Consider the following 19,362-nt stretch of genomic DNA (forward strand, 5'->3'; position numbering starts at 1 on the left):
GCCAGGGGCACATCGCAATTTCGATCTGATTCACAAGGGAGCGAGACCATGTCCACTGCCGCATCCGCGCCTGACACCGACATGGACGTTCGCGCTTCATGGGTTCCCATGATCGCGATCGCCTTTGGCCAAGCGATAATGTCATTCAACGTCGCCTCGTTGCCGGTGGCATTGGGAGGGATGGTCGACAGTTTCGGTGTGGCGCCAACTGTGGTCGCCACGGGGATCGTTGCCTATTCTATGATCGTGGCAGGCTTCGTCATGCTCGGCGCAAAGCTCGTTCAACGCTTTGGCGCGTTGCAGGTATTTCGCATCGCCGTCGTCGTGTTCGGATCGGCACAAATCCTCATGACGCTTAGTCCGAATGCCACGGCCATGATCACCGCACAGGGCCTTTGTGGCGCGGCGGGTGCTGTCATCGTTCCCGCCCTTGTCGCACTGATTGCGGAAAACTATCGGGGTAGTCAGCAGGCTACGGCCCTTGGCACCTTGGGATCTGCCCGCGCGGGCGCCGGCGTGCTTGCGTTTTTGATCGGTGGCGTGCTCGGCACCTATATTGGCTGGAGGCCGGTCTTTGGCATCCTCGTCGTCGTCTCAGCCATCGTTCTTCTTCTGAGCTTCCGCCTAAAGCCGGATCAAGGCCGCCCCGAGGTAAAAATCGACATGATCGGCGTGCTGTTTGCGGCCAGTGCAATCGTTCTGATCAGCTTCGGATTTAACAACCTGAATGGTTGGGGCCTTGTCTTGGCAAGCCCAAACGCTCCCTTTGATATCCTTGGCGTTTCGCCAGCACCGGCCATGATTGTCATTGGCATTGTATTGGGGCAGGCCTTCTTCCTTTGGACCCGGCGTCGCGAAGCGTCAAACCGCACACCTCTGCTGCCACTCGAGGTGCTCGATTCTCCTCAGGAAAGGGCCGCCGTTTACGCGATGTTCTCAGTCGTCGCGCTTGAGGCCGCGCTTAATTTTTCCGTCCCACTCTATATACAGATCGTCCAGGGACGCTCACCGCTCGCGACTGCTGTCGCGATGTTGCCCTTCAACCTGACCGTCTTTTTTGCGGCGATGCTGATCGTTCGGTTCTATGACAGGATCACTCCAAGACAGATTGGGCGGTTCGGCTTTGCGGCCTGCGCGATCGCGCTGTTGTGGCTCGCTTTTGTTGTGCGCAACGATTGGAGTTCCGGTCCCGTATTGTTGGGGCTCATCCTGTTCGGAGTTGGCCAAGGATCGCTGGTCACTCTCTTGTTCAACGTGTTGGTGACGGCCTCGCCGAAGCAACTGGCCGGGGACGTTGGGTCTTTGAGGGGGACCACCAACAACCTCGCTGCCGCCGTGGGTACCGCCGTTTCCGGAGCTCTACTCGTAGGTCTCCTAAGCTCCGCGGTCATGCGTCAATTGGCGGCGAACCCAACGCTGCCGATCGAAATCCAGTCCCAGGTCAATCTCGATAGCATCACATTCGTTAGCAACGATCAGCTGGCATCGGTGATTCAAGCAACGACTGCCACGCCTGAGCAAAAGGCGGAGGCGTTGCGTATCAATACCGAAGCAAGGCTTCTGGCCCTGAAGATCGGTTTTTTGATTATGGCCGGACTTGCGCTTCTGGCGTTGCTACCACCGGGTCGGCTTCCAAATTATCGACCAGGGGAAATACCAGACAACTGAACGCGCCCACCGGAAGCGTCGTCGCATCCGCGCTGGATGCAGTGGGGGCTCAGCAGTCCCTAGCTTAATTAGGCGTTGTCCGCCCAGTTCTCGTGACCGTGCCGGACACGGACAATGAGAATATCGCCGTCAGCTCGACCCGTTAGACGACAAGATGGGCTTTGAACGGATGGATGCGCATCGGCGGCGATAACTCTGAACGCTCGCGCGCCATGCGAGGACTAGCGGCAATCAGGACGAAAATACTGAAAAGCTAGTCATGATGCCGGCTGGCCTGAGCGGCTCCGAAGAGGCACACGCCTTCCTCGGCAATAGCGATAATGTCTTTTTCTGCAGCGAGGGAAAGGCGGAATCCCATTAACGATGGTCGCGCGGCGTTTCAGCCCGCGCCAATGCCGCAGCGAAAAGTTCGTCCTTCGAGCGATTACCGACCCCGCTTTTCAGGCCATCGTCGACAAAGCGCTGCATGACGGCAATCTTGTCATTACGCTCCTGATCCCGACGAATGAGATCGCGCACATAGTCGCTGGCGTTTGCATAGCGGCCTGTGCGCGTTTGTGCTTCGACCCAGTCCTTCATCGGATCGGGCAACGATACGTTCATCGTGGCCATATTCAGCCTCCATAGCTACCTCCACGATGACATAGTTTGCCAAAGTTTATCAAATATCTGGAATGCGCGCGGCGCTGCTGCCACGCGCTTTTGAGACGTGTAGTGGCACGACTTCGCACCAATTCGAGGATAAGGAGATTTCAGTGCGCAACAGCAAGATCCCAAAAACCAGCCTGCCATACGCGGGCCGCGGTAGCGACAGGAGCCCGTTCGCGCGCTGCCTGACTGGTTAAAAGGCTCGCCGCAGGAAATTCAGCTTGAGCAGCCGGCGATCATCCGAGAACCGGGTCTGACCGCTCGATCGAGAGACATCGCTCGTTGCCGTTGGGAACACGGTCCCGCCTCCACGGCTCGCGCCGGCAAGCGTGCGATTTCGAGACGTTGCCCTGGGCGGCGGTCGGGCTTTCTTATCAGCGGTTCAAACCCCATTCGGATAGCCGATGAAGCCGATTGACCGCGTGCCTCACCCCACGCTCAATAGTAGGGCGAAATGCACGCCTGTCGCGGACCGTAATAGGGCTGGAACGTGTTGTCGTAGGCCCTATAGGAACGGTAGCGCGCATAGCACCAGCGCGCATGTGCATTGCCGCCGTAGTAGACTTGGCGGGAATAGCGTGGCGCATAATAGCGTGGCGCATAGTAGCGCGGACGGTAGTAGGTCCGGCCGTAGTAGTCCGGCTCATAGTAACTGGGGCCATAATAGCTGGGGCCATAATACCTGGGCTGCGCCAGCAACCCGCCGATGACTGCACCGGCGGCAAGCCCACCCAGCGCCCAAGCCCAATCATCGCCGCCGTTATGACGATGTCCGCGGTAATACCCGCCGCGATATCGCCTGTACTGAACCAGCTGAGCTTGCGGCGCTTCAATCCTCGGCGCGGCAATTGCGGGAAACGCCATGGCCGGCGGAGCGCTTGTCAACGCCGTCGCCAGCGCCAGAGCAACGATTGCAAACCTTTTCATTGGCTTCACCTTCCCTCTGCAGCGCCACACGTCGAATTCGGCGCGCAAAGGACACTGCAGTCCTTTAATCGCGGCGTAATTCTACCCTAAAATCGAACGGGAGTTGAGGAATTATGCATTCGCAGGAAGGCATCCCCTTCCATGCTTCGAACGCGGGAGTGCCTGTCGTCTCGACGAACCCTCGATGATGTCCCTGCCGCTACAGGCGCGCCAGTTTGCTGGCCGACAGTTGCCGTTCGACCAGAAGCGGGAGGCACTTAAGATGGGCGATCGCCGGAAGGAAGCTGGCAACATCGCTTAAGCGCACGACCTTCACAGGCCCGGGGTCAACTTCCCGGGCCCGCCGACTTGTCTGTTAACCGCCCGTCATTCGACGGTCGGCGGAGGAAGCGTATCGCGGATCTGATCGATCTTGCCGACCTCGGGCCCAACCCCGAGGATATCCTTGGCCTCGTCAAGCATATCGTCGGTCACGACACCATCTTTCGAGAAGCCGGCAAGCGCGTCGCGCAGGGCCTCGTCGCTGAGAGTCGGATCGCTTGGGATGGCGTCGACGCCGTTCTCAGCTTCGAATTCGGCATAGGCGATAGCGTAGGCAGAAACCGCGGCCATTCGGGGATCGTTCGAATTGATATAAGCGTGATAGTTGCGGTTCAGCGAGCGCAGCCCCGGGGTGCCGGCGCCAGCACCGACCGGGTCCACCTTGGCCAGCTTGTCAGCCTTGGCAGATTTTTTTGCTGTGTCCGGTGCCTTGTCACGTGTGAAGAACGATTTCAACGTCGACTTGTCGCTGGCCTTGCTCGACCGGGAGTCCTTGTTTGCGCGCGCGGTCTCCGATTTGCCATTGCTGGAACCTGAGCCCCCGCCATGGCTGCCGCCATTTCCGTTACCGCCCCCACCACCGGAATTGCCATGGCCGTCCTTGGCAAAGGCTGTGCCCGCCGCGCCGACCATCCCGCCCGCCGCGGGAACTACGGCCAAACTCAGCGCCACGACGCTACGAGCGATTGCTTTCGTGAAAACCATAAGAAACTCCTCTTCGAATACCCGCGGCGCCGAATCTGATGAAGGCCGCGCTTGTAGAGGAGTTGAACCTATCTTGGGCAAAAGGGATCGGCTATGACCCCTGGACCATTGCGGCGGCCTATAGGACCTTGGTCCTGTCGGGCAGGCAGTCAAAGGTCCGATAAAAATTGAGAACCGAACCACGGCATTGACCGGCCTGCCCAACCGGATAGGTTATCGTGGGTTTGTTGTACCACAGCGACGCTGGCGATCAGCGGTCGATCCCGGGAAATTTCGTGCGCGCCAGCCAACTCATCAAAAATTGGAACGCCCGCTCGTTGGCAACACAGTTCTTGCTGATAGGCGGCCTTGTTGCGGCGTCTGCAATGGTGCTGGTCGGGGCGTTTGTTTCGCGCCTAATCGAGGAAGCCGTCACTCGAAACTCCGCCGCGACCACGGCCCTCTACGTGGACAGTGTGATCGCACCGTTGTTGCCCGACATGCAAAGCACCCAGGTCCTCGACGGCGCGGTGGCGCGCGCGCTGGACGAAACGCTTGGTCAAGGCGCTCTGGGAAACCGCCTCTTGTCCTTCCGTCTCTGGCGGGCAGACGGCACGGTTCTCTATTCAAGCGACGAGGCCCAGATTGGAAAACGGCTCGAGCTCAGCGACGAGCTGCGAACGGCGTTCTCCGGCAGCATGGTGGCGCTCTTCGATCAGGCAGGGGAGCAGTCAGACAAACGCCCAGCCGATATGCCCGTCCTTGAGATCTACAATCCGGTGCTGCAACCGTGGTCGGGAGAGGTCGTCGCCGTTTCTGAATTTCATGAAGTCTCCTATGATTTCCAGCACGGCTTGAGCCAGGCGCGCTTCTACAGCTGGTTGGCGGTTGCAGCCTTTACGCTGGCCTTTTTTGTGGTCCTCTCCGCGATCGTGCTGCGAGGCAGCCGGACGATTGAAAATCAGCGCCATGCACTCAAGGATCGGATCGCCGAGCTTTCAGCGTTGCTCGCTCAGAACGAAGCTCTGCGGGAACGGCTCCAGCGGGCCTCGCAACGCACGACGGCGCTCAACGAAAGCCACCTGCGCCGCATCGGCGCTGATCTGCACGACGGGCCGGCGCAGTTGCTGGCGTTTGCATCCCTGCGACTCGACAGCGATGCTTTCACGAACCCGAAATCAGCACGCGCCGCACGCGAACGCATCATCGGCGAAATCAAGGAAAGTCTCGATGAAGCAATGCAGGAGATCCGGACGATCTGCAGCGGCCTCGTCCTGCCGCAGATCGAGACGGCAACCTTGTCCGAGATCTTGAAACGGGTGGTTCACGCTCATCAGCAGCGAACGGGAACGGCCGTGAACCTGTCGGTTTTCGACCCGCCTGATCACCTGTCTCTATCCGCCAAGATCTGCATCTACCGCTTCGTGCAGGAAGCCCTCAACAATGCCTACCGCCATGGCGGCGGCGTCGGCCAGCGCGTCTCGCAATCGACGAAGGGTGAGCAGGTGACGGTCGAGGTCGGGGACAACGGGCCCGGCTTCGACCCAGATCTCGTGCAGCCGACGGGCCTTGGTCTTGAGGGATTAAGGGAACGCATCGAAAGCTTGGGCGGAACCTTCGAGATTAGCGTCTCCGCCTCCGGCACCGTTGTTCGTATGACAATCAGCACTGAGGAGACAAAAGCGGCATGACGACAGCGATACGCGTGGCCGTGGTCGATGACCATCCCTTGTTTCGAGAGGGCGTAACAAGAAGCCTGCTGGAGATCGGCGGCTTCGAGATCGTTGCCGAGGGGAGTTCTAGGGATGATGCCCTGCTTATTGCCGAGAACTTGCGTCCTGATGTCTTGCTGCTGGACATCTCCATGCCCGGCGGCGGCTTGAACGCAATCCTCCCGATCCTCGAGTTGTCGCCATCGCAAAAGATCATCATGCTAACCGTTTCCGAAACCAGCGATGATGTCACCGCGGCCCTTGACCGGGGCGCGCTCGGATATGTGCTGAAGGGCGTAGGCGGTCGAGCGCTGGCGGACATCATTCGCAGCGTGGCCACGGGCGAAAGCTATGTCACTCCCGCGCTTTCAGCCAAACTTCTTTCCAACCGCGCACGCGGTCCAGCAAACCTGTCGGCCCTGGTCGCCAACCTGACCGCGCGCGAACATGAAGTGCTGCAGTTGGTGGCGGCGGGCATGAGCAACAAGCACGTCGCTCGGAAGCTCGACCTTCAGGAAAAGACAGTAAAGCACCATATGACGCAGATCATGGCCAAACTCGGTGTCACCAACCGGACTGAGGCAGCCATGGTACTGCGCGACGCCGTTGATTGGCGCCCCCTTACTGAATGAGGGACTGAATTCGTTTCAGGTCTGCGAGGGTCGCCCTTCGGTTGATGATCGTGCGCCCTCGCGCATCCTTCATGATGTAACGGCCGCCACTGATCTCCTCGCTTATGCCATCGGCATGGCGCACGCCGATGCTGGAGGCACCGCCGCCGATAGCAGCTCCCCCGCCCCCGGCTCCCGTCGAATTGCCACGGGCGTTGCCGCCGCTCGATTTGTCTCTTTCGGACTTGCCGCCTCCGTTCCCTCCGCCGTTACCACCGCCATTTCCTCCGCCGTTTCCGCCACCGTTTCCGCCACCGTTGCCCCCACCATTGCCGTTGTTCTCCCCGCTCTTGGCAAAGGCGGCCTGGGGAACAAGTTCCAGCAACGAGCCGGCAGGGCCGACGGTATATGGAAGAGCTACCGCAAACAGACAAACGGCTCCCGAGCTGACTGCGGTAAGAAACTTCCGACGCGTAGGCATGACATCTCCTCAGAACTGAACTTTGCCGGCCCTTTACAGGCCGTCGAGATTACGCACGTTTGATAGAGCCATAACCAAGGCCCTTTCTGGCAGTGCTCGTCCCCCGTACCCTCGTCAACAAACGCCGGCAATGAAGGGACCAGGTGATTGAGACCGAGGTGGCTCCCCTGATCAACGCATGGCAGCAGGCCGTCGTTGGGAAACGTGCACGCCGTCAGCCCGATCCATCCTCTCGAGAGAGGACATGAGCCGCGCCTCGATATCGCGACAAAGGACGTCGAGCTCACGGATCGCTTCTGGCCGCGGATTATCTTCTGCCTGCAATCTGTGCAGCTCCATTACCACCAGGCTGTAGGCTTGCCACAGGTCAAGAAGAGACTCCAGGGCGTGTATGCTGATTGCCGGCTCCTGCGGATCCGGCGGGGAAAGAAGTCGGCGCAGAGAGTTCTTGATCGACATGTTCGCGACACCAGCCCAACAATCCTATCAGCCTGCGGAACAAGCGGGTTTGTGTCAAAGCGGACTGAAGTCGGATCAGACGTAGGACCAAAGTCCGCGACCGTGACAACTCACGGCATTTTTTGATGCCGTTACCGTGTCTCGGGTTTGTTCTCCAACTGAAACCGCCCCCCGTCGCAGGGGCCTTTTTCTGTTCAGCACGCGGCGCAATCTCGAAATTTGAGAGTTGCATCGTGCGATATCGTAGGAGCATCGCGGATGCGCAGAACCTTGCGCTTCCCGTCTACATCTGGGTTTGTGAACAAAATCAGCGACGTCCCGTTGTTCAGGACGAGAGAGGACAAACGAAATTTCTCGGACGCCATCTTGAATTTGCACGCGAAGCGCGAATATCCAGGCAGTCATATGCCGTTTTGGTGCATTCCCCTAGGTAATCTGCGCGGTGCATAAAGTTGTAGATAGCTAGGAAAGGGAATATCCATAAAACTGCACTAGACCGATTATCGTCAGTGAATCGGGAGCTGGATGCATGCAGAGAGAGGTACCATTCAACGGGCAGAAGGACTGGCGGATCGTGCGCTATGTCCTCGGCGGCATCGTTGGTTTCGCCATCCTCGCCCAGGTCCTGGTCTATCTCAGCCTGGTTGCTCTCGTCGATCGCCCCTATGCGGCGGCCGTTGTGGGCGCGGCTTTGATTTCCTTGCTGATGGGTGTGCCGCTGATCGTCATCGCGGCCATGCAGTTTCGCCGGGCCCAGCGTCTCCGCAACCAGATCAACCATGTCGTTGCCCATGACACCACGACCGGCTGCGTCACCGGCCGCGGGCTCGTCCAGTATGTCAATGGTCTTGAGCGCCGCCGTCAACGCGCTGTCGAGGAGCTTCACGGGGCTCTCATCCATCTGCGGATCAACAACCTCGACGATGTCGGCGCCGCCTTCGGCCCGGAATGGAGCGAGGAACTGCTGCAATTTGTCGCCTCGACCATCAGCACCTCGGTGCGGCGCGATGATATCGTCGCGCGAACCGGCCCAGCGAGCTTCGACGTCCTGTTGGTCGGTGCGACCGAAGTCGATGCCGACCAGGTTTGCACCCGCCTGACGAAAGCGCTGACCTCGTCGCACTTCTCTGCCGATGGCAGCAAGGTCGATCTCGCCCTCAGCGTTGGTGGTGCGTTGTTCGAGGGCAGCGTCGATCTGGAACGGCTGCGCCGTGCCGCAGCCTCGGAGACCGTTGCGGTTGCTGCCGGGGCAACTCAGAGCGTCGGTTTCGTCCGTCTGCCTTCGGCCTGAATCGATGCAGGCCCGGCGCCCGCACCAGCTCAGTCCATAGTCTTCGCTCGCAGCGGCTGAAGTGAAGCCACCGCATTCGCGTCGGCGTTAAGTTGAGGGCGGTGTTCTGGTCGATCTGAGCCGGCTCAGGTCCTGGAGCAGTTCCGCACGCTCCATTTCTTTTCAATAGGTTAAAAGATTCTCGTGCAGCGGGACGGCTGTTCCATTTTTGCAACATAGCCGTGCGAAAGCTTGCGGTGGTCTGGAACGACCCCAAATTTGGTGGCCGCGTTTTATTACCGCTGTATTATTTAGCAGGCAGGTTTCTGCAGTTTTAACGTCCGCCTGGATTTGCTGGCGTGACGAACTGATTGCGAGGGGGATAGTATTGACCGTGGGGAAAACCTTAAAGGGCGGATTGTTTTCCATTCTGCTCGCGTCGACCGTGTTCGCGGGGAGTGCGGCCGAAGCGATGACGCTCAGGGAAGCGCTTCAAATCGCAATGGAATCGAACCCTGAGATTGGGCAATCGATGGAGAACCGCGAGGCGATCGAGTTCGAACTTCGGCAGGCCCGCGGTCTCTATCTGCCGAGCGTCGATTTGGAGGCTTCGACGGGTGCTCGCCATCTCGAGGACAACAGTCGTCGACTCGCCTCCATCGAAAACGACCCGCTCTATCCTTCCGATGTCGGTTTGACCATTACGCAGAAACTGTTCGATGGCGGCGGCCGACGGGCCGAGCTGGAGCGGCAGGCAGCACGCGTCGATAGCGCCTCCTTCCGCGTCCTGGAACGTTCCGAAACGATCGGCCTGCAGATCGTCCGCGAGTACTTCGAATATATTCTCCAGCAGCAGATCGTGGCGGAGGCTCGCAAAAATGTCGGCGTGCATCAGCAGATCCTGTCGGATATCAGCTCGCTGATATCCGGGGGCGCTTTGACCGATGCGGATCGCCAGCAAGCAAGTGAACGGCTACTTAACGCAAAGGCTCGCCTGCAGGAAGCGGAAGAAGCGCTCGACACCGTCAAGATCAGCTTCAATCGCCTGGTCGGCCAGCCGCTGACCATGCCGTCCATGCCCAAGTCGGTTGCCGGCGCCCTACCCAACACGCTGGAGACGGCGATCGGGATCGCCCGCGGCAACAATCCGCGCATCAAGGCCGCTGACGCCGACATCAGTGTCGCCGATTCGCAGGTCAAGGCCGCGCGCTCGAACATGCTTCCCGAAGTCTTTGCCGAAGGGCGCGTGCGCACCGGCAACGATATAGACGGCTCTACCGGCAATACCTGGGACGCGCAGGCACGGATCGTCGCGAAGTGGAATCTCTATCGCGGCGGCATCGACATCGCCAACGAACAGGAGCAGATGCGTCGATCGAGCGAGCAGCGGCTGGTGTTCCACCAGGCGCATCGTGAGGTCGAGGAGGCCGTTCGCATTTCCTGGGAGCGCCGCACGAGCCAGTATGACATTGCCCGCACACTGAATGCGCAGGCCCAGATGAACGTGCAGCTCGTCGAGTCCTACCGCGAGCAGCTCAAGGTTGGCCAGCGTTCGCTGCTCGATGTGCTGAGCGCGCAGAACGCGCGCTTCAACGTCAGCATCCTGGCGAAGACGTCGCAGTACGCAGCCTTGTTTGCCGAATATCGCCTGCTTGCCGCGACCGGACAACTTCTGTCGACGATGCAGATCAAGGCACCGGCTCAATCCGAAGCCTACGCGCGCACCGAGTTCAATGTTCCAGCCACGCCTGCTACGGAAACCTATCGCCGTGTCCCGTCGCGCCAGACAAACGACTTGCCGCTCGACTTGTTGGCGCCGATCCGGCAAAAATAACAGTCCTCGTGAGGGCGGACACAACCGGTGGTGATGCAAGGTATCGACAGGCATGCGCAGATTAGCCCGAGCCTGACCGGCTTTTCCGAGGCGTTCAAGGAGATTTGCATCTTCTTGAACCGCCCCTCGTCAGACAGTGTGCTCTATTCCGACGTCCCCTTCGACGCCCGGTCGCCGAGCGCTGAAGACGTCTCCCGCATAGCCGAACGGGTGGGTCTGGAGACAGAACTCGTTTCGACGCGCGCGCTTACCAATCGCGATTTCGTGTTCCCGCTGCTGCTCATCTTTCGCGACGGCAGCGCCAGGGCGTTGTTGGAAGAGGCTCTGGACGGCACTCTCAGCCTTTCGAACAAGGTGGGCAGGCCCGACGAACCGGCTATCAAGCTGTCTGATCTGCAACTCGGTGGGCTCGCCTATGCCGTGTCGTTCTCGGCCACCTATTTGAATGCGGCGGCCGGCCGGGGCGTGGGCGAGGCGCGCAACATCGACCGCCGGCACTGGTTGACCGCGACGATCAAGCCCTTCTGGCAAGCCTATGTGCAGGTGGCGATCGCGGCATTCTTCATCAACGTCCTGGCGCTCGCCGCGCCGCTCTTCACGATGAACGTCTACGATCGCATCCTGCCGAACAAGGCGATCGCGACGCTTTGGGTTCTGGCGCTGGGCATCAGCACCGCCATCCTCTTCGACTTTCTGTTGAAGACGGTGCGCGCGGCGCTGATCGACTACGCTGGCCGAAAGGCCGATCTGAAACTCTCCTACATGCTGTTCGAGAAGATCCTGCATGCAACCATGGCCTCGCGGCCGCCGTCCACCGGTGAATATGCCAACCGGGCGATGCAGTACGAATTCGTGCGGGAGTTTTTCACGTCGAACACGCTCAGCACGATCATCGACAGTCTTTTCGTCTTCGTCTTCATCGCGGCCATCTATGCGGTCGCGGGCTGGATCGCGCTCGTTCCGGCGATCGCTTTTATCTTGAGCCTCCTGATTGGCTACGTCGCGCAGTATAAGATCGGCCACCGCGTCGCCGCGGCTTCGAACGAATCCGCCCAGCGCCAGGCGCTGCTGGTCGAGACCATCGGCGCGATCGAGACGGTGAAAACGCTGCAATCGGAAAAACAACTCCTTCGCCGCTGGAACGAACTGGCCAAGCATTCCTCGAACACGGCGGAGCAGATCAAGGAAATTTCCTCCTGGGCGTCACACGCGACGCAGTTCGTGCAGCAATTGGTGACGGTCTGCATTGTCGTGGCCGGCGCCTATGAATTCACGGAGGGAAATATCTCCTCCGGCGCGATCATCGCCGCGAGCATGTTGGCTGGCCGCGCCGTCGCACCCCTCGGCCAGATTGCAATGACGCTGGCGCGGCTGCGCCAGGCGCTTCTGTCACTGCGGATCCTGAATGCGGTGATGGAGCAGCCGGAGGACAGACCCGATACGATCGGTTTCGTCAATCGCGAGATCCGCAACGGCAGCATTTCCTTCGTCAATCTCGAGTTCGCCTATCCGGGTAACGACCACAAGGTGGTCAGTGGTATGAACGTAACGATCAAGGCGGGCGAGCGGGTCGGCATCATCGGCCGCATCGGCTCCGGAAAGACGACGATCGGCCGCCTTCTGGGGGGGCTCTATCCGCCAAGCGCCGGGCGCATCCTGCTCGATGGCGTCGATATCCGGCAACTGCACCCTTCCGTCGTTCGCTCGGCGGTCTCGTTCGTGTCGCAGAATTCCGACCTGTTCTCGGGCACCATCAAGGAAAACCTCCTGATGGCGAATCCGACCGCGAGCGATGAAGAAGTGGTCGCGGCAGCGCGGCTCGCCGGGGTCGACGAATTCGTTTCCTACCATCCACGCGGCTACGACATGCCTGTGGGTGAGCGCGGTTCGCAGCTTTCCGGCGGGCAACGCCAGGCGGTTGCCATCGCCCGGCTGCTGTTGCGAAAGCCGAAGATCGTTTTCCTTGATGAACCCTCCGGGGCGATGGACCTCGCCAGCGAACGCGAGCTGATAAACAAGCTCTCCAATGTCTTCAGCAGCGATGTCACTCTGGTGATCTCGACGCATCGCCACAGCATGCTGAGCCTCGTCGATCGGCTACTGGTCCTCGACCGCGGGCGCGTCGTTGCCGATGGTCCGAAGGCCGAGGTCATCGAGCAGTTGCAAAGGCGGCCCGGTCCTTCCGGCCCACCGGCGGGAGCTGGCCTATGATGCACGTCTTCAGCAAGAGCGCGAAACGAAGCCGGTCGGCAAGTGGCGGAAGGTGCCAGCATGACTGAGAAACCGCCGCTTGCCGCGCGCGCCGGGCTGCTTGTCGTAGGCTTGCTGATCAGTTCTTTCGTCGCCTGGGCGGCGATCGCCGAGGTGGATGAGATCGCCCGCGGAGAAGGCAAGGTCATCCCCGTCTCAAAGACGCAGATCATCCAGTCGAGTGAGCCCGGCATCGTGCGCGAGATCGCGGTGCAGCCAGGGCAGGTTGTTCGCCGCGGCGATCTGATCCTCCGGCTTGACGATACTGCGAGCGGCTCCTCGCTTGGCGAGCTCGAGGCGAAGGCACGATCATTGCGCGCGCAAATCGCGCGGCTGGAGCTCGAGGAGACCGGCGCCTACGACGCAAAATACAAATGTCCTGAGGAAATCACCAAGGTCGCGCCGGCCATATGCGCCAACGAAGAACAGCTGCTTCAAGCCAAGGCCGGTAATTTTAACAACAAGCTGTCGGTCATGCAGGCACGTGAAGGCCAGCGCCAGAAGGAACTGGCCGAAGCACAGGCGAACATCAACCGGCTGACGGAGAGCTTGCGGCTAACCGAGCGCGAGCAGGAGCTGCTCGCGCCGATGGTCAAGCGTAAGCTCGTCGCGCAGACCGAGTCGCTCAGGGTCGAGAAGGAGCTGACCGATACCCGGGGTCAGCTCGCCCTCTGGAAGGAGTCGGTCGGAAAGCTCGAGGAGGCACTCAGGGAGGCAACCCTGCAGGTGACGGAACTTTCGCTGCAACTGAAGCAGGAGGCCCTGGCGGAGAAAACCGAGGCGCTGTCGCAGCTTTCCGTAATCGAGGAAACCATCCGCGGTGCCAGCAGCCGGGTCGCCAACACCGACATTCGCTCGCCGGTCGACGGCATCATCAATACACTGGATGTCAACACGGTCGGCGCCTATGTGACGCCCGGTGGGGTGATCGCAGGCGTCGTCCCAACGTCAGAGATTCTGCTTGTCGAGGCCCGGCTTTCGCCGCGGGATGTTGCCTTCGTGCGCGCCGGTCAGCCGGCGCTGATCAAGATATCGGCCTATGATTTCTCGATTTACGGCGGCCTCGGCGGTGTCGTCGAGACCGTCAGCGCGGACAGCCTGGTCGATCAGAACAACGGCGAAACCTACTATCTCGTACGCGTCAAGACCGACACGGCCGCGCTCATGAAGGATGGCCGCGAATATGCCATCATGCCCGGCATGATTGCGTCGGTGGATATCATGACCGGCAAGAAGACGATCCTTGCGTATCTGATGAAACCGATCAACAAGGCGCGCGAGGAAGCTCTGCGGGAGCGCTGACCAATGAACGAGACGCCGCCTCCCCCGTCCGAAAAGGACCTGAGCGCGCTGCGGTTCCGGGTCGTCACCGTCGGTGGTCAGCGCCACGGAATTAAGCTCGAGGAGATCTATTGGCAGAGCCTTGGCGAGCTTGCCGCGCGGCATGGCCGCAAGCTAGCCGATATCGTTGCCGCCTGCGAAAGAGAACTTGAGGGCGAAGGCAACCTGACGGCGCGGCTGCGCTATATCGCCACCCGCCACCTGCGCGACGAGCTTTCGGCGGCCAAGGCGCGCAGCAATCTGGCGATAGTCACGAGCCAGGTCCGCGCAAGCCCGTCGCCAGCCTTTGCGCTCACAGGGGGCAAGCATATCATTGCCTACAACCCCCCATTCCTCTCCTTCGTCCAATCTCGTGTCCTGCGGTCGCAGCAGCCAGAGCCAGCCCGGGGCTTGAAGCTTTCCTTCGACGTTCAGTTTGTCGATCTCGTCGGCCGCCTGAAATCGGCTCCCGGCGAGCCGCAATCGGCCGGCTTCACCATAGGAGTGCAGGGACAGGTCACGCGGGGCAAGCTCAACGCCGCCCTCGCCCCACTCTCTGATCAGGACGTGATCATCGGCTTTATTCTGATCTGATGACGCGGCACCATCGCTGCCGCAGCGCAGGTTGGCACGATAATGGCGATTTCGAACGGCGACCCGTGCGGCGAAAGGTTCAGCGAAGCGCGACACCCTCGCCGGGCATGACATCGAACAGTGGTGCGGTCGACGCGACCTTGTCGCCGGTCGATTTGACGCCGTGGATCCAGGAGCGGTCGGCGCTGACCGAAAAGAGCGGCTGGTAGTTGGGCAGCGCGCTGTCTAGCTTCACCTCGTCGCTCAGATTGTCGAGGATGAAGTGGCCCTGGCTGGTCGTGATCGCGAGCACGGCATGATAGAAATTGCGTCGGACATCGCGAAGAACGACGATCGCCATGGCTTCCGCCGGAAGGCCGGCCGCCTTCAGAGCGGCCATCTTCAGGATGGCATAGTCTTCGCAATCCCCCTTGCCGCCGCCGAGAATTTCGTCCGGCGTCGCCCAATAGTCCTTGGAGCCGTAGTTTTCGGCGTCTGGCTGGTAGCGAACGAGCCGGTTGACGGTCCGGTTGATGCCGCTGATCTTCTGCCGGAAGGCGAGACTTTCGGCGTTTTTGATCGCCTTGCCGAGGATGCCGCGGGCGGCACAACCACTCTGTTGTGCGCAGTGGCTGAAATCAGCCGCGGCAACCGTCGGGAAGACAGTCTTCCATTTGCGGGCGACAGGGATCGAAGAGACGCGAAAGGCGACGGAATGAAAGACGGCGGAGGGTTCCGACCGTGCCGGCGTTTGGCTGCCAATGTTGGCGCGCGTTGTTATCGCCACTTTCTGGACCTGTTGACGCTTGAGCCCTTCGGAAGCTTGGTGCGACCAGGCGCCGATTACCTGCGTGGCGACGGCAGCCAACGGGCTTGCAAGGCTCATCATCTGCTGGAAGAGAGCGGGCTGGAGCATGCCGGTTTGTCCGGCCTGTACGGACGAAGTTGCAGAAAGCGACACTAGGCCCATCGCAATCACTGAAGTCTTCAGGTATTTCGCGCAGTGGTTCCAGCTCTTCTTGTTCATCACCGTGCCTCTCGTTGCATGAAGGCACTCTACGAATGAAAAGAAAAACTCCGGTAAAGCGGCATGTATTATTTAGTATGCCTCATAACAATACGCTTTATCTAAAATTTTATTCAAATTTTATACTTGTGTATCCTTTTGGAGCAGAGGGCAGTGCGATGGTTTTCCGATAATCAACACTTAGGGAGAACGAAGATCGAGCGTTGTCAGGCTGCTCGCTGCTTCCCAGATAGGTTGAGCGGCCCCCTGGCCGATTGTCTCCGCAGCGCGATCCAGAGAGGAAGTCGGAAGCCTTCCGAAAGGCGATGCGCGCCATCAGACCGGCGAGGTAAGGGGCAAGATATTGTCGGCGACAATTTCACCGTGCGAGCGCAGATGCACACGCCGCGATGACGAGGTCCATGTCCGAGGCACGGTATTGCGCCTACGTGGCGCGTGAAGCGCGCGCCAGAACGATCGTCAATGCAATGTGAACAGCAACCGCGGGCCATAGGAGCACGCCCGTCGGCTCACCTGCGAGACCGAGGTAAGCACGATACAGCGTGACCACCGTGCTGTAAGTCAACATGCCGACCGGAGCCGAATTGCGCCAACAGGCGACCCCCAATGCTATCAGGGCGATGCCAGCCACACGTGCCATAGGTACGGCAGCGCCTGTGAGGGCTTCACCGAACAGCAGCAACCCAACAAGCGATGGATGAATCAGCAGCGCCAATCCGGCTGCAGCTTCGCCGACAGCGGCGATCATCAGTGCCTTCTTCATCACCGGATCCTGCTTGGCTCTCGAGTCTGCGATGTCGTGCCTGGATCGCGCATATTGAAAATCGCGCTTCGCACGTTTGCCGACGGGAGATGCTTCACGGCGCCGGCGTGTACCAGATCGGCGAGGTATAGGCCCGCTCGGCGACAGTCATCGAGGTACCCGGCAGGGGCTTCACCCCAAATCGCTTCGCATCATAGGATGTCCAGCGCGGCGTCGGAATCTCGATCACCCGGCCGTAGTAGAAGGCGGGCAGGCTGGGGTCGAATTCCGGATCCTTCCACACTGTGATGAGTTCGGGCGCGCCGATCGTGTTGGTCCAGGTGGCGTTTGCCTCGTCGACCGTATTGCCGACCACGGGAAGCTTGCCGTCGCTGCCCGGCTTGCGGTCGCCCGACCAGACGGCGTCATAGACCTTCTCGTGAAGGTTGCCGTCCTTGTCGAGCCAGCCCTTGACGATCTGGTAGCGGTCGAGGTTGGCCCCGATCGGATCCTTCAGCGCGGCGACCAGGAATGTCGGCGCCTTGCCTCCGGGCGCGGCCCTGAGGTCGCCGCCCATCGGAACGCCCTTGCTGTAGCCGATCCGCGCCGGCAGACGATCCTCGGCGTCGGTGGCTTCGAAATCCCATCCGCCGAAGAGCCGCACGATCATGCGGGGGCCGGTCGTGGCGTAGGTCTCCTTGCGCTGCATCGCGTCCCAAATGGATTCGCGTGTGTTCTCCCTGGCCCACACCGCCGCATAGCCGGAGGCAGAGACCTCCCAGTCCATGATCTTCACGCCGGTCTTCGGATTGTCGACGAAGGCTTCCATCATCCGGTGGGGGCTCGGCTCCTGCGGCACGGTCTTGCCGAAGAAATTGTCCTCCTCCATGGCGGTCAGGGCTGTGTGCGCATCACTGCTGCCGATAAGGCCGAATTTATAAGGGTTCGTGCCGAGCTCCTTTTCGAGCTTCAACCCGTTCTTATATGCCGAGCGGGCATATTCGAATTCGAGCATCTCCTTCTTCTTCGGGACGCTGCCATCGAGGTTGCCCTTGTCCCAGATCTCGAAATTGGCGAACTCGTCGTTCGGCGACAGGAGAGGATGGGCCTCGCCCGTGCCCTTGGTCTGGGTGGTCTCGTAGAGACGCTCCCACCTCGCGCGCGTTTCGACGTACTCACTGTCAATTTTCTTGCCGAACTCCTCGACCACGGGAAACATCAACCCGTTACTCAGGTTGCCGTTGTGCGCGATGGCCAGCACATTGCCGCCGGTCTTCGTTTCGTAGGCCTCCATCCATTTCCACAATTCGACGGGGTTGTCGCTGCCAAAGGGCGGGTAGACCGTGAACGGCTCCACCTGGCTCGCCTTGTCGCCATTGTCTCGGAAGATGACGTTGCGATGCAGGTTGTTGCCACCCGTGTTCGATGTCCACTCGTAGCCGATGAAAGCGGTGAAGCGGCCCGGATCGTTGAAATCCTCGGCGGCGGCAATCGTCTCCTGCCAGGCGCTGTGGTAGGCGGGCGTTCCGGGGAAGTACATGAGGTCCTTCGGGAAGGTCCCATGCGAGAAGGCGACGATGATTGCAATCGCCGCATCGGCGCCCTTGCCGGACTGTATCATGTCGTACCATTGGCGGCCTGTCGGGTCGGCGAGCAGATTCGGCTTGCCGGCGAACAGATCCGGGAAAAAGCCCATATTGTCGGAATGGTCGGCGACGACGAGGAAGTCGAGCGGACGGGATAGTTTCACCGGCTGCCCAGTGTTCGAGGTGACCTCCTCGCCTCGGGCGAAGCGGTAGGCATCGCGTGGCCCGAGCCGGGCGCCGAAGGCACCGGCATCCATCGAAAACGAGGTATGCAGGTGGGTGTCGCCGAAGAACGGCCGCGTCGGGAAATCCCGCCCGACATAGGGAGAATAGGCCGGTGGCCGCTGCTGCGCCTCCTGGGCCTTCTTCGGGTCGAGCGAACCGGCGTCCTGCGCGAGCGCCGGCACCGCGAAAACGGATGCCAGCAGGACCGCGAGCCTTATGCCCTGAAGTGAAGTCTTGGTCATTGGTCACTCCTCCGCAGAATTGATTGCTTCAATGATGTGCGGGGCCGCAGGCAATCGCGCCGCCGACCTCGGATGCAGTAGATTCGGGTGTGGCCAGTGCTGTCATCGACACTGACTGAGGTTGAATGGCGCGCAACGCAGCTCGCCCTGTGCTGTGCCCAGGCGTCGATTGGGTCTGATGACCGCTGAGACCGGCCGCGGGCTTTTCGCCCCCGACCGAGCGATAGGCGGCGATGAATTCCGCCTTCTGGCTTTCGGAGCCATAAAGGCGGATCAGCCCGAGCCGCAGCGCCTCGCCGATCGTCAGCCGACCGGCTGCGACCTCGCCGATGACGGCCTCGCCGGAAACCAGGACCAGATCACCGGGCTCCGGGGTCGTGACATGAACATCGACGCCGAGCCTTCCGTGCGCAGCTTCGAACCGCGTCCATAGCATCGGCTCGAGAAGCACGAGCGAAAACGATAGTGCCGGCACCCGCCTGGAAGCTGTGGGGAACGCCCTGCCAAGCTGCTCTAGTGCCTCAGCCGTTCTGCGATACCGGGAGCCGAACAGGTCCGGTGTCGTTATCACCGGCGGGCAACCGTCGCTCGGCGACCGCCGCCGACATGGCGCCCAACACATGGAGCGCATCCGGATAGACCCAGTTGATCATCCCCCGCGCCATGGACACGTCGTCATGGTAGCCGCAGGCAAGCGCCGCCGGCGGCGGTGCCAGCCACAGGACCGCCGCGATCGGTAAAACCGCTGATAGACGCTGCGATGATCCACCCATGCCTGCCTC

Annotated in this window: 18 protein-coding genes and 1 pseudogene; 8 read left to right on the forward strand and 11 right to left on the reverse strand. The window is 60.6% G+C overall.

The annotated features are described in order from the left end of the window. Nucleotides 1-48 precede the first annotated feature (48 nt). Entirely contained in the window at nt 49-1,668 is a 1,620-nt protein-coding gene (locus tag AC244_RS10060) for an MFS transporter (protein ID WP_234716903.1), read from the forward strand. A gap of 68 nt (nt 1,669-1,736) precedes the next feature. Here AC244_RS10060 and AC244_RS38005 read toward each other — a convergent pair. The 4 genes and pseudogenes from AC244_RS38005 to AC244_RS10075 all read right to left on the reverse strand — a co-directional run bounded on the left by AC244_RS38005 (nt 1,737) and on the right by AC244_RS10075 (nt 4,269). Further along, nucleotides 1,737-2,026, reverse strand: a pseudogene (locus AC244_RS38005) (type II toxin-antitoxin system RelE/ParE family toxin). Next, a complete protein-coding gene (locus AC244_RS10065; protein ID WP_053248666.1) occupies nt 2,026-2,280 on the reverse strand; it encodes a type II toxin-antitoxin system ParD family antitoxin in 255 nt (84 codons plus the stop codon). The pseudogene AC244_RS38005 and the gene AC244_RS10065 overlap by 1 nt, the downstream one beginning before the upstream one ends. A 474-nt stretch (nt 2,281-2,754) precedes the next feature. After that, nucleotides 2,755-3,243 carry a BA14K family protein gene (locus AC244_RS10070; RefSeq protein ID WP_053248667.1) on the reverse strand — a complete coding sequence of 163 codons (489 nt, stop codon included), beginning with the start codon at nt 3,241-3,243 and terminating at the stop codon, nt 2,755-2,757. Nucleotides 3,244-3,609: 366 nt separating this feature from the next. Continuing rightward, entirely contained in the window at nt 3,610-4,269 is a 660-nt protein-coding gene (locus AC244_RS10075) for a hypothetical protein (protein ID WP_053248668.1), read from the reverse strand. Between the two features lie 275 nt (nt 4,270-4,544). On the opposite strand from AC244_RS10075, the gene AC244_RS10080 reads away from it, so the two are divergent. Next, the gene (locus AC244_RS10080; RefSeq protein ID WP_053248719.1) at nt 4,545-5,939 is read left to right on the forward strand and encodes a sensor histidine kinase; all 1,395 of its coding nucleotides are present in this window, start codon (nt 4,545-4,547) and stop codon (nt 5,937-5,939) included. After that, nucleotides 5,936-6,592 (forward strand): LuxR C-terminal-related transcriptional regulator, encoded by a 657-nt coding sequence (locus AC244_RS10085; protein WP_053248669.1) that lies wholly within the window; start codon nt 5,936-5,938, stop codon nt 6,590-6,592. The genes AC244_RS10080 and AC244_RS10085 overlap by 4 nt, the downstream gene beginning before the upstream one ends. Here AC244_RS10085 and AC244_RS37115 read toward each other — a convergent pair. Together AC244_RS37115 and AC244_RS10095 are read right to left on the reverse strand one after the other, a co-directional pair. Continuing rightward, a complete protein-coding gene (locus AC244_RS37115; protein WP_053248670.1) occupies nt 6,582-7,052 on the reverse strand; it encodes a hypothetical protein in 471 nt (156 codons plus the stop codon). The genes AC244_RS10085 and AC244_RS37115 overlap by 11 nt on opposite strands. Nucleotides 7,053-7,223: 171 nt before the next feature. Continuing rightward, nucleotides 7,224-7,511 carry a hypothetical protein gene (locus tag AC244_RS10095; protein WP_053248671.1) on the reverse strand — a complete coding sequence of 96 codons (288 nt, stop codon included), beginning with the start codon at nt 7,509-7,511 and terminating at the stop codon, nt 7,224-7,226. A gap of 529 nt (nt 7,512-8,040) precedes the next feature. Here AC244_RS10095 and AC244_RS10100 point away from each other — a divergent pair. The 5 genes from AC244_RS10100 to AC244_RS10120 all read left to right on the forward strand — a co-directional run bounded on the left by AC244_RS10100 (nt 8,041) and on the right by AC244_RS10120 (nt 14,779). Further along, a complete protein-coding gene (locus AC244_RS10100; protein ID WP_053248672.1) occupies nt 8,041-8,802 on the forward strand; it encodes a GGDEF domain-containing protein in 762 nt (253 codons plus the stop codon). Between the two features lie 367 nt (nt 8,803-9,169). Beyond that, nucleotides 9,170-10,615: a TolC family outer membrane protein gene (locus tag AC244_RS10105; protein ID WP_053248673.1), complete on the forward strand. Its 1,446-nt coding sequence runs from the start codon at nt 9,170-9,172 to the stop codon at nt 10,613-10,615. Nucleotides 10,616-10,648: 33 nt separating this feature from the next. Continuing rightward, nucleotides 10,649-12,826, forward strand: coding sequence for a type I secretion system permease/ATPase (locus AC244_RS10110; protein ID WP_053248674.1), 2,178 nt, complete (start codon nt 10,649-10,651; stop codon nt 12,824-12,826). A 60-nt stretch (nt 12,827-12,886) separates the two neighbouring features. Beyond that, complete coding sequence (locus AC244_RS10115; protein ID WP_053248675.1) at nt 12,887-14,167, forward strand: HlyD family type I secretion periplasmic adaptor subunit; 1,281 nt, start codon at nt 12,887-12,889, stop codon at nt 14,165-14,167. Between the two features lie 3 nt (nt 14,168-14,170). Then, nucleotides 14,171-14,779, forward strand: a complete 609-nt coding sequence (locus tag AC244_RS10120; RefSeq protein ID WP_053248676.1) for a ribbon-helix-helix domain-containing protein — start codon at nt 14,171-14,173, stop codon at nt 14,777-14,779. A gap of 79 nt (nt 14,780-14,858) precedes the next feature. Here AC244_RS10120 and AC244_RS10125 read toward each other — a convergent pair whose 3' ends face one another. From AC244_RS10125 to AC244_RS10145, 5 genes are all read right to left on the reverse strand, one after another. Then, on the reverse strand, nt 14,859-15,785 hold the full coding sequence (locus AC244_RS10125) for a transglutaminase-like cysteine peptidase (protein ID WP_234716904.1): 927 nt from the start codon (nt 15,783-15,785) through the stop codon (nt 14,859-14,861). Between the two features lie 424 nt (nt 15,786-16,209). After that, nucleotides 16,210-16,548: a hypothetical protein gene (locus AC244_RS10130; RefSeq protein WP_053248677.1), complete on the reverse strand. Its 339-nt coding sequence runs from the start codon at nt 16,546-16,548 to the stop codon at nt 16,210-16,212. Between the two features lie 94 nt (nt 16,549-16,642). After that, entirely contained in the window at nt 16,643-18,580 is a 1,938-nt protein-coding gene (locus tag AC244_RS10135; protein WP_053248678.1) for a DUF3604 domain-containing protein, read from the reverse strand. Between the two features lie 28 nt (nt 18,581-18,608). Next, nucleotides 18,609-19,055, reverse strand: a complete 447-nt coding sequence (locus AC244_RS10140; RefSeq protein WP_053248679.1) for a hypothetical protein — start codon at nt 19,053-19,055, stop codon at nt 18,609-18,611. Between the two features lie 46 nt (nt 19,056-19,101). Continuing rightward, on the reverse strand, nt 19,102-19,353 hold the full coding sequence (locus AC244_RS10145) for a hypothetical protein (RefSeq protein ID WP_053248680.1): 252 nt from the start codon (nt 19,351-19,353) through the stop codon (nt 19,102-19,104). Nucleotides 19,354-19,362 lie beyond the last annotated feature (9 nt).

This window comes from Ensifer adhaerens (assembly GCF_001270265.1).
Classification (GTDB): domain Bacteria; phylum Pseudomonadota; class Alphaproteobacteria; order Rhizobiales; family Rhizobiaceae; genus Ensifer; species Ensifer adhaerens_B.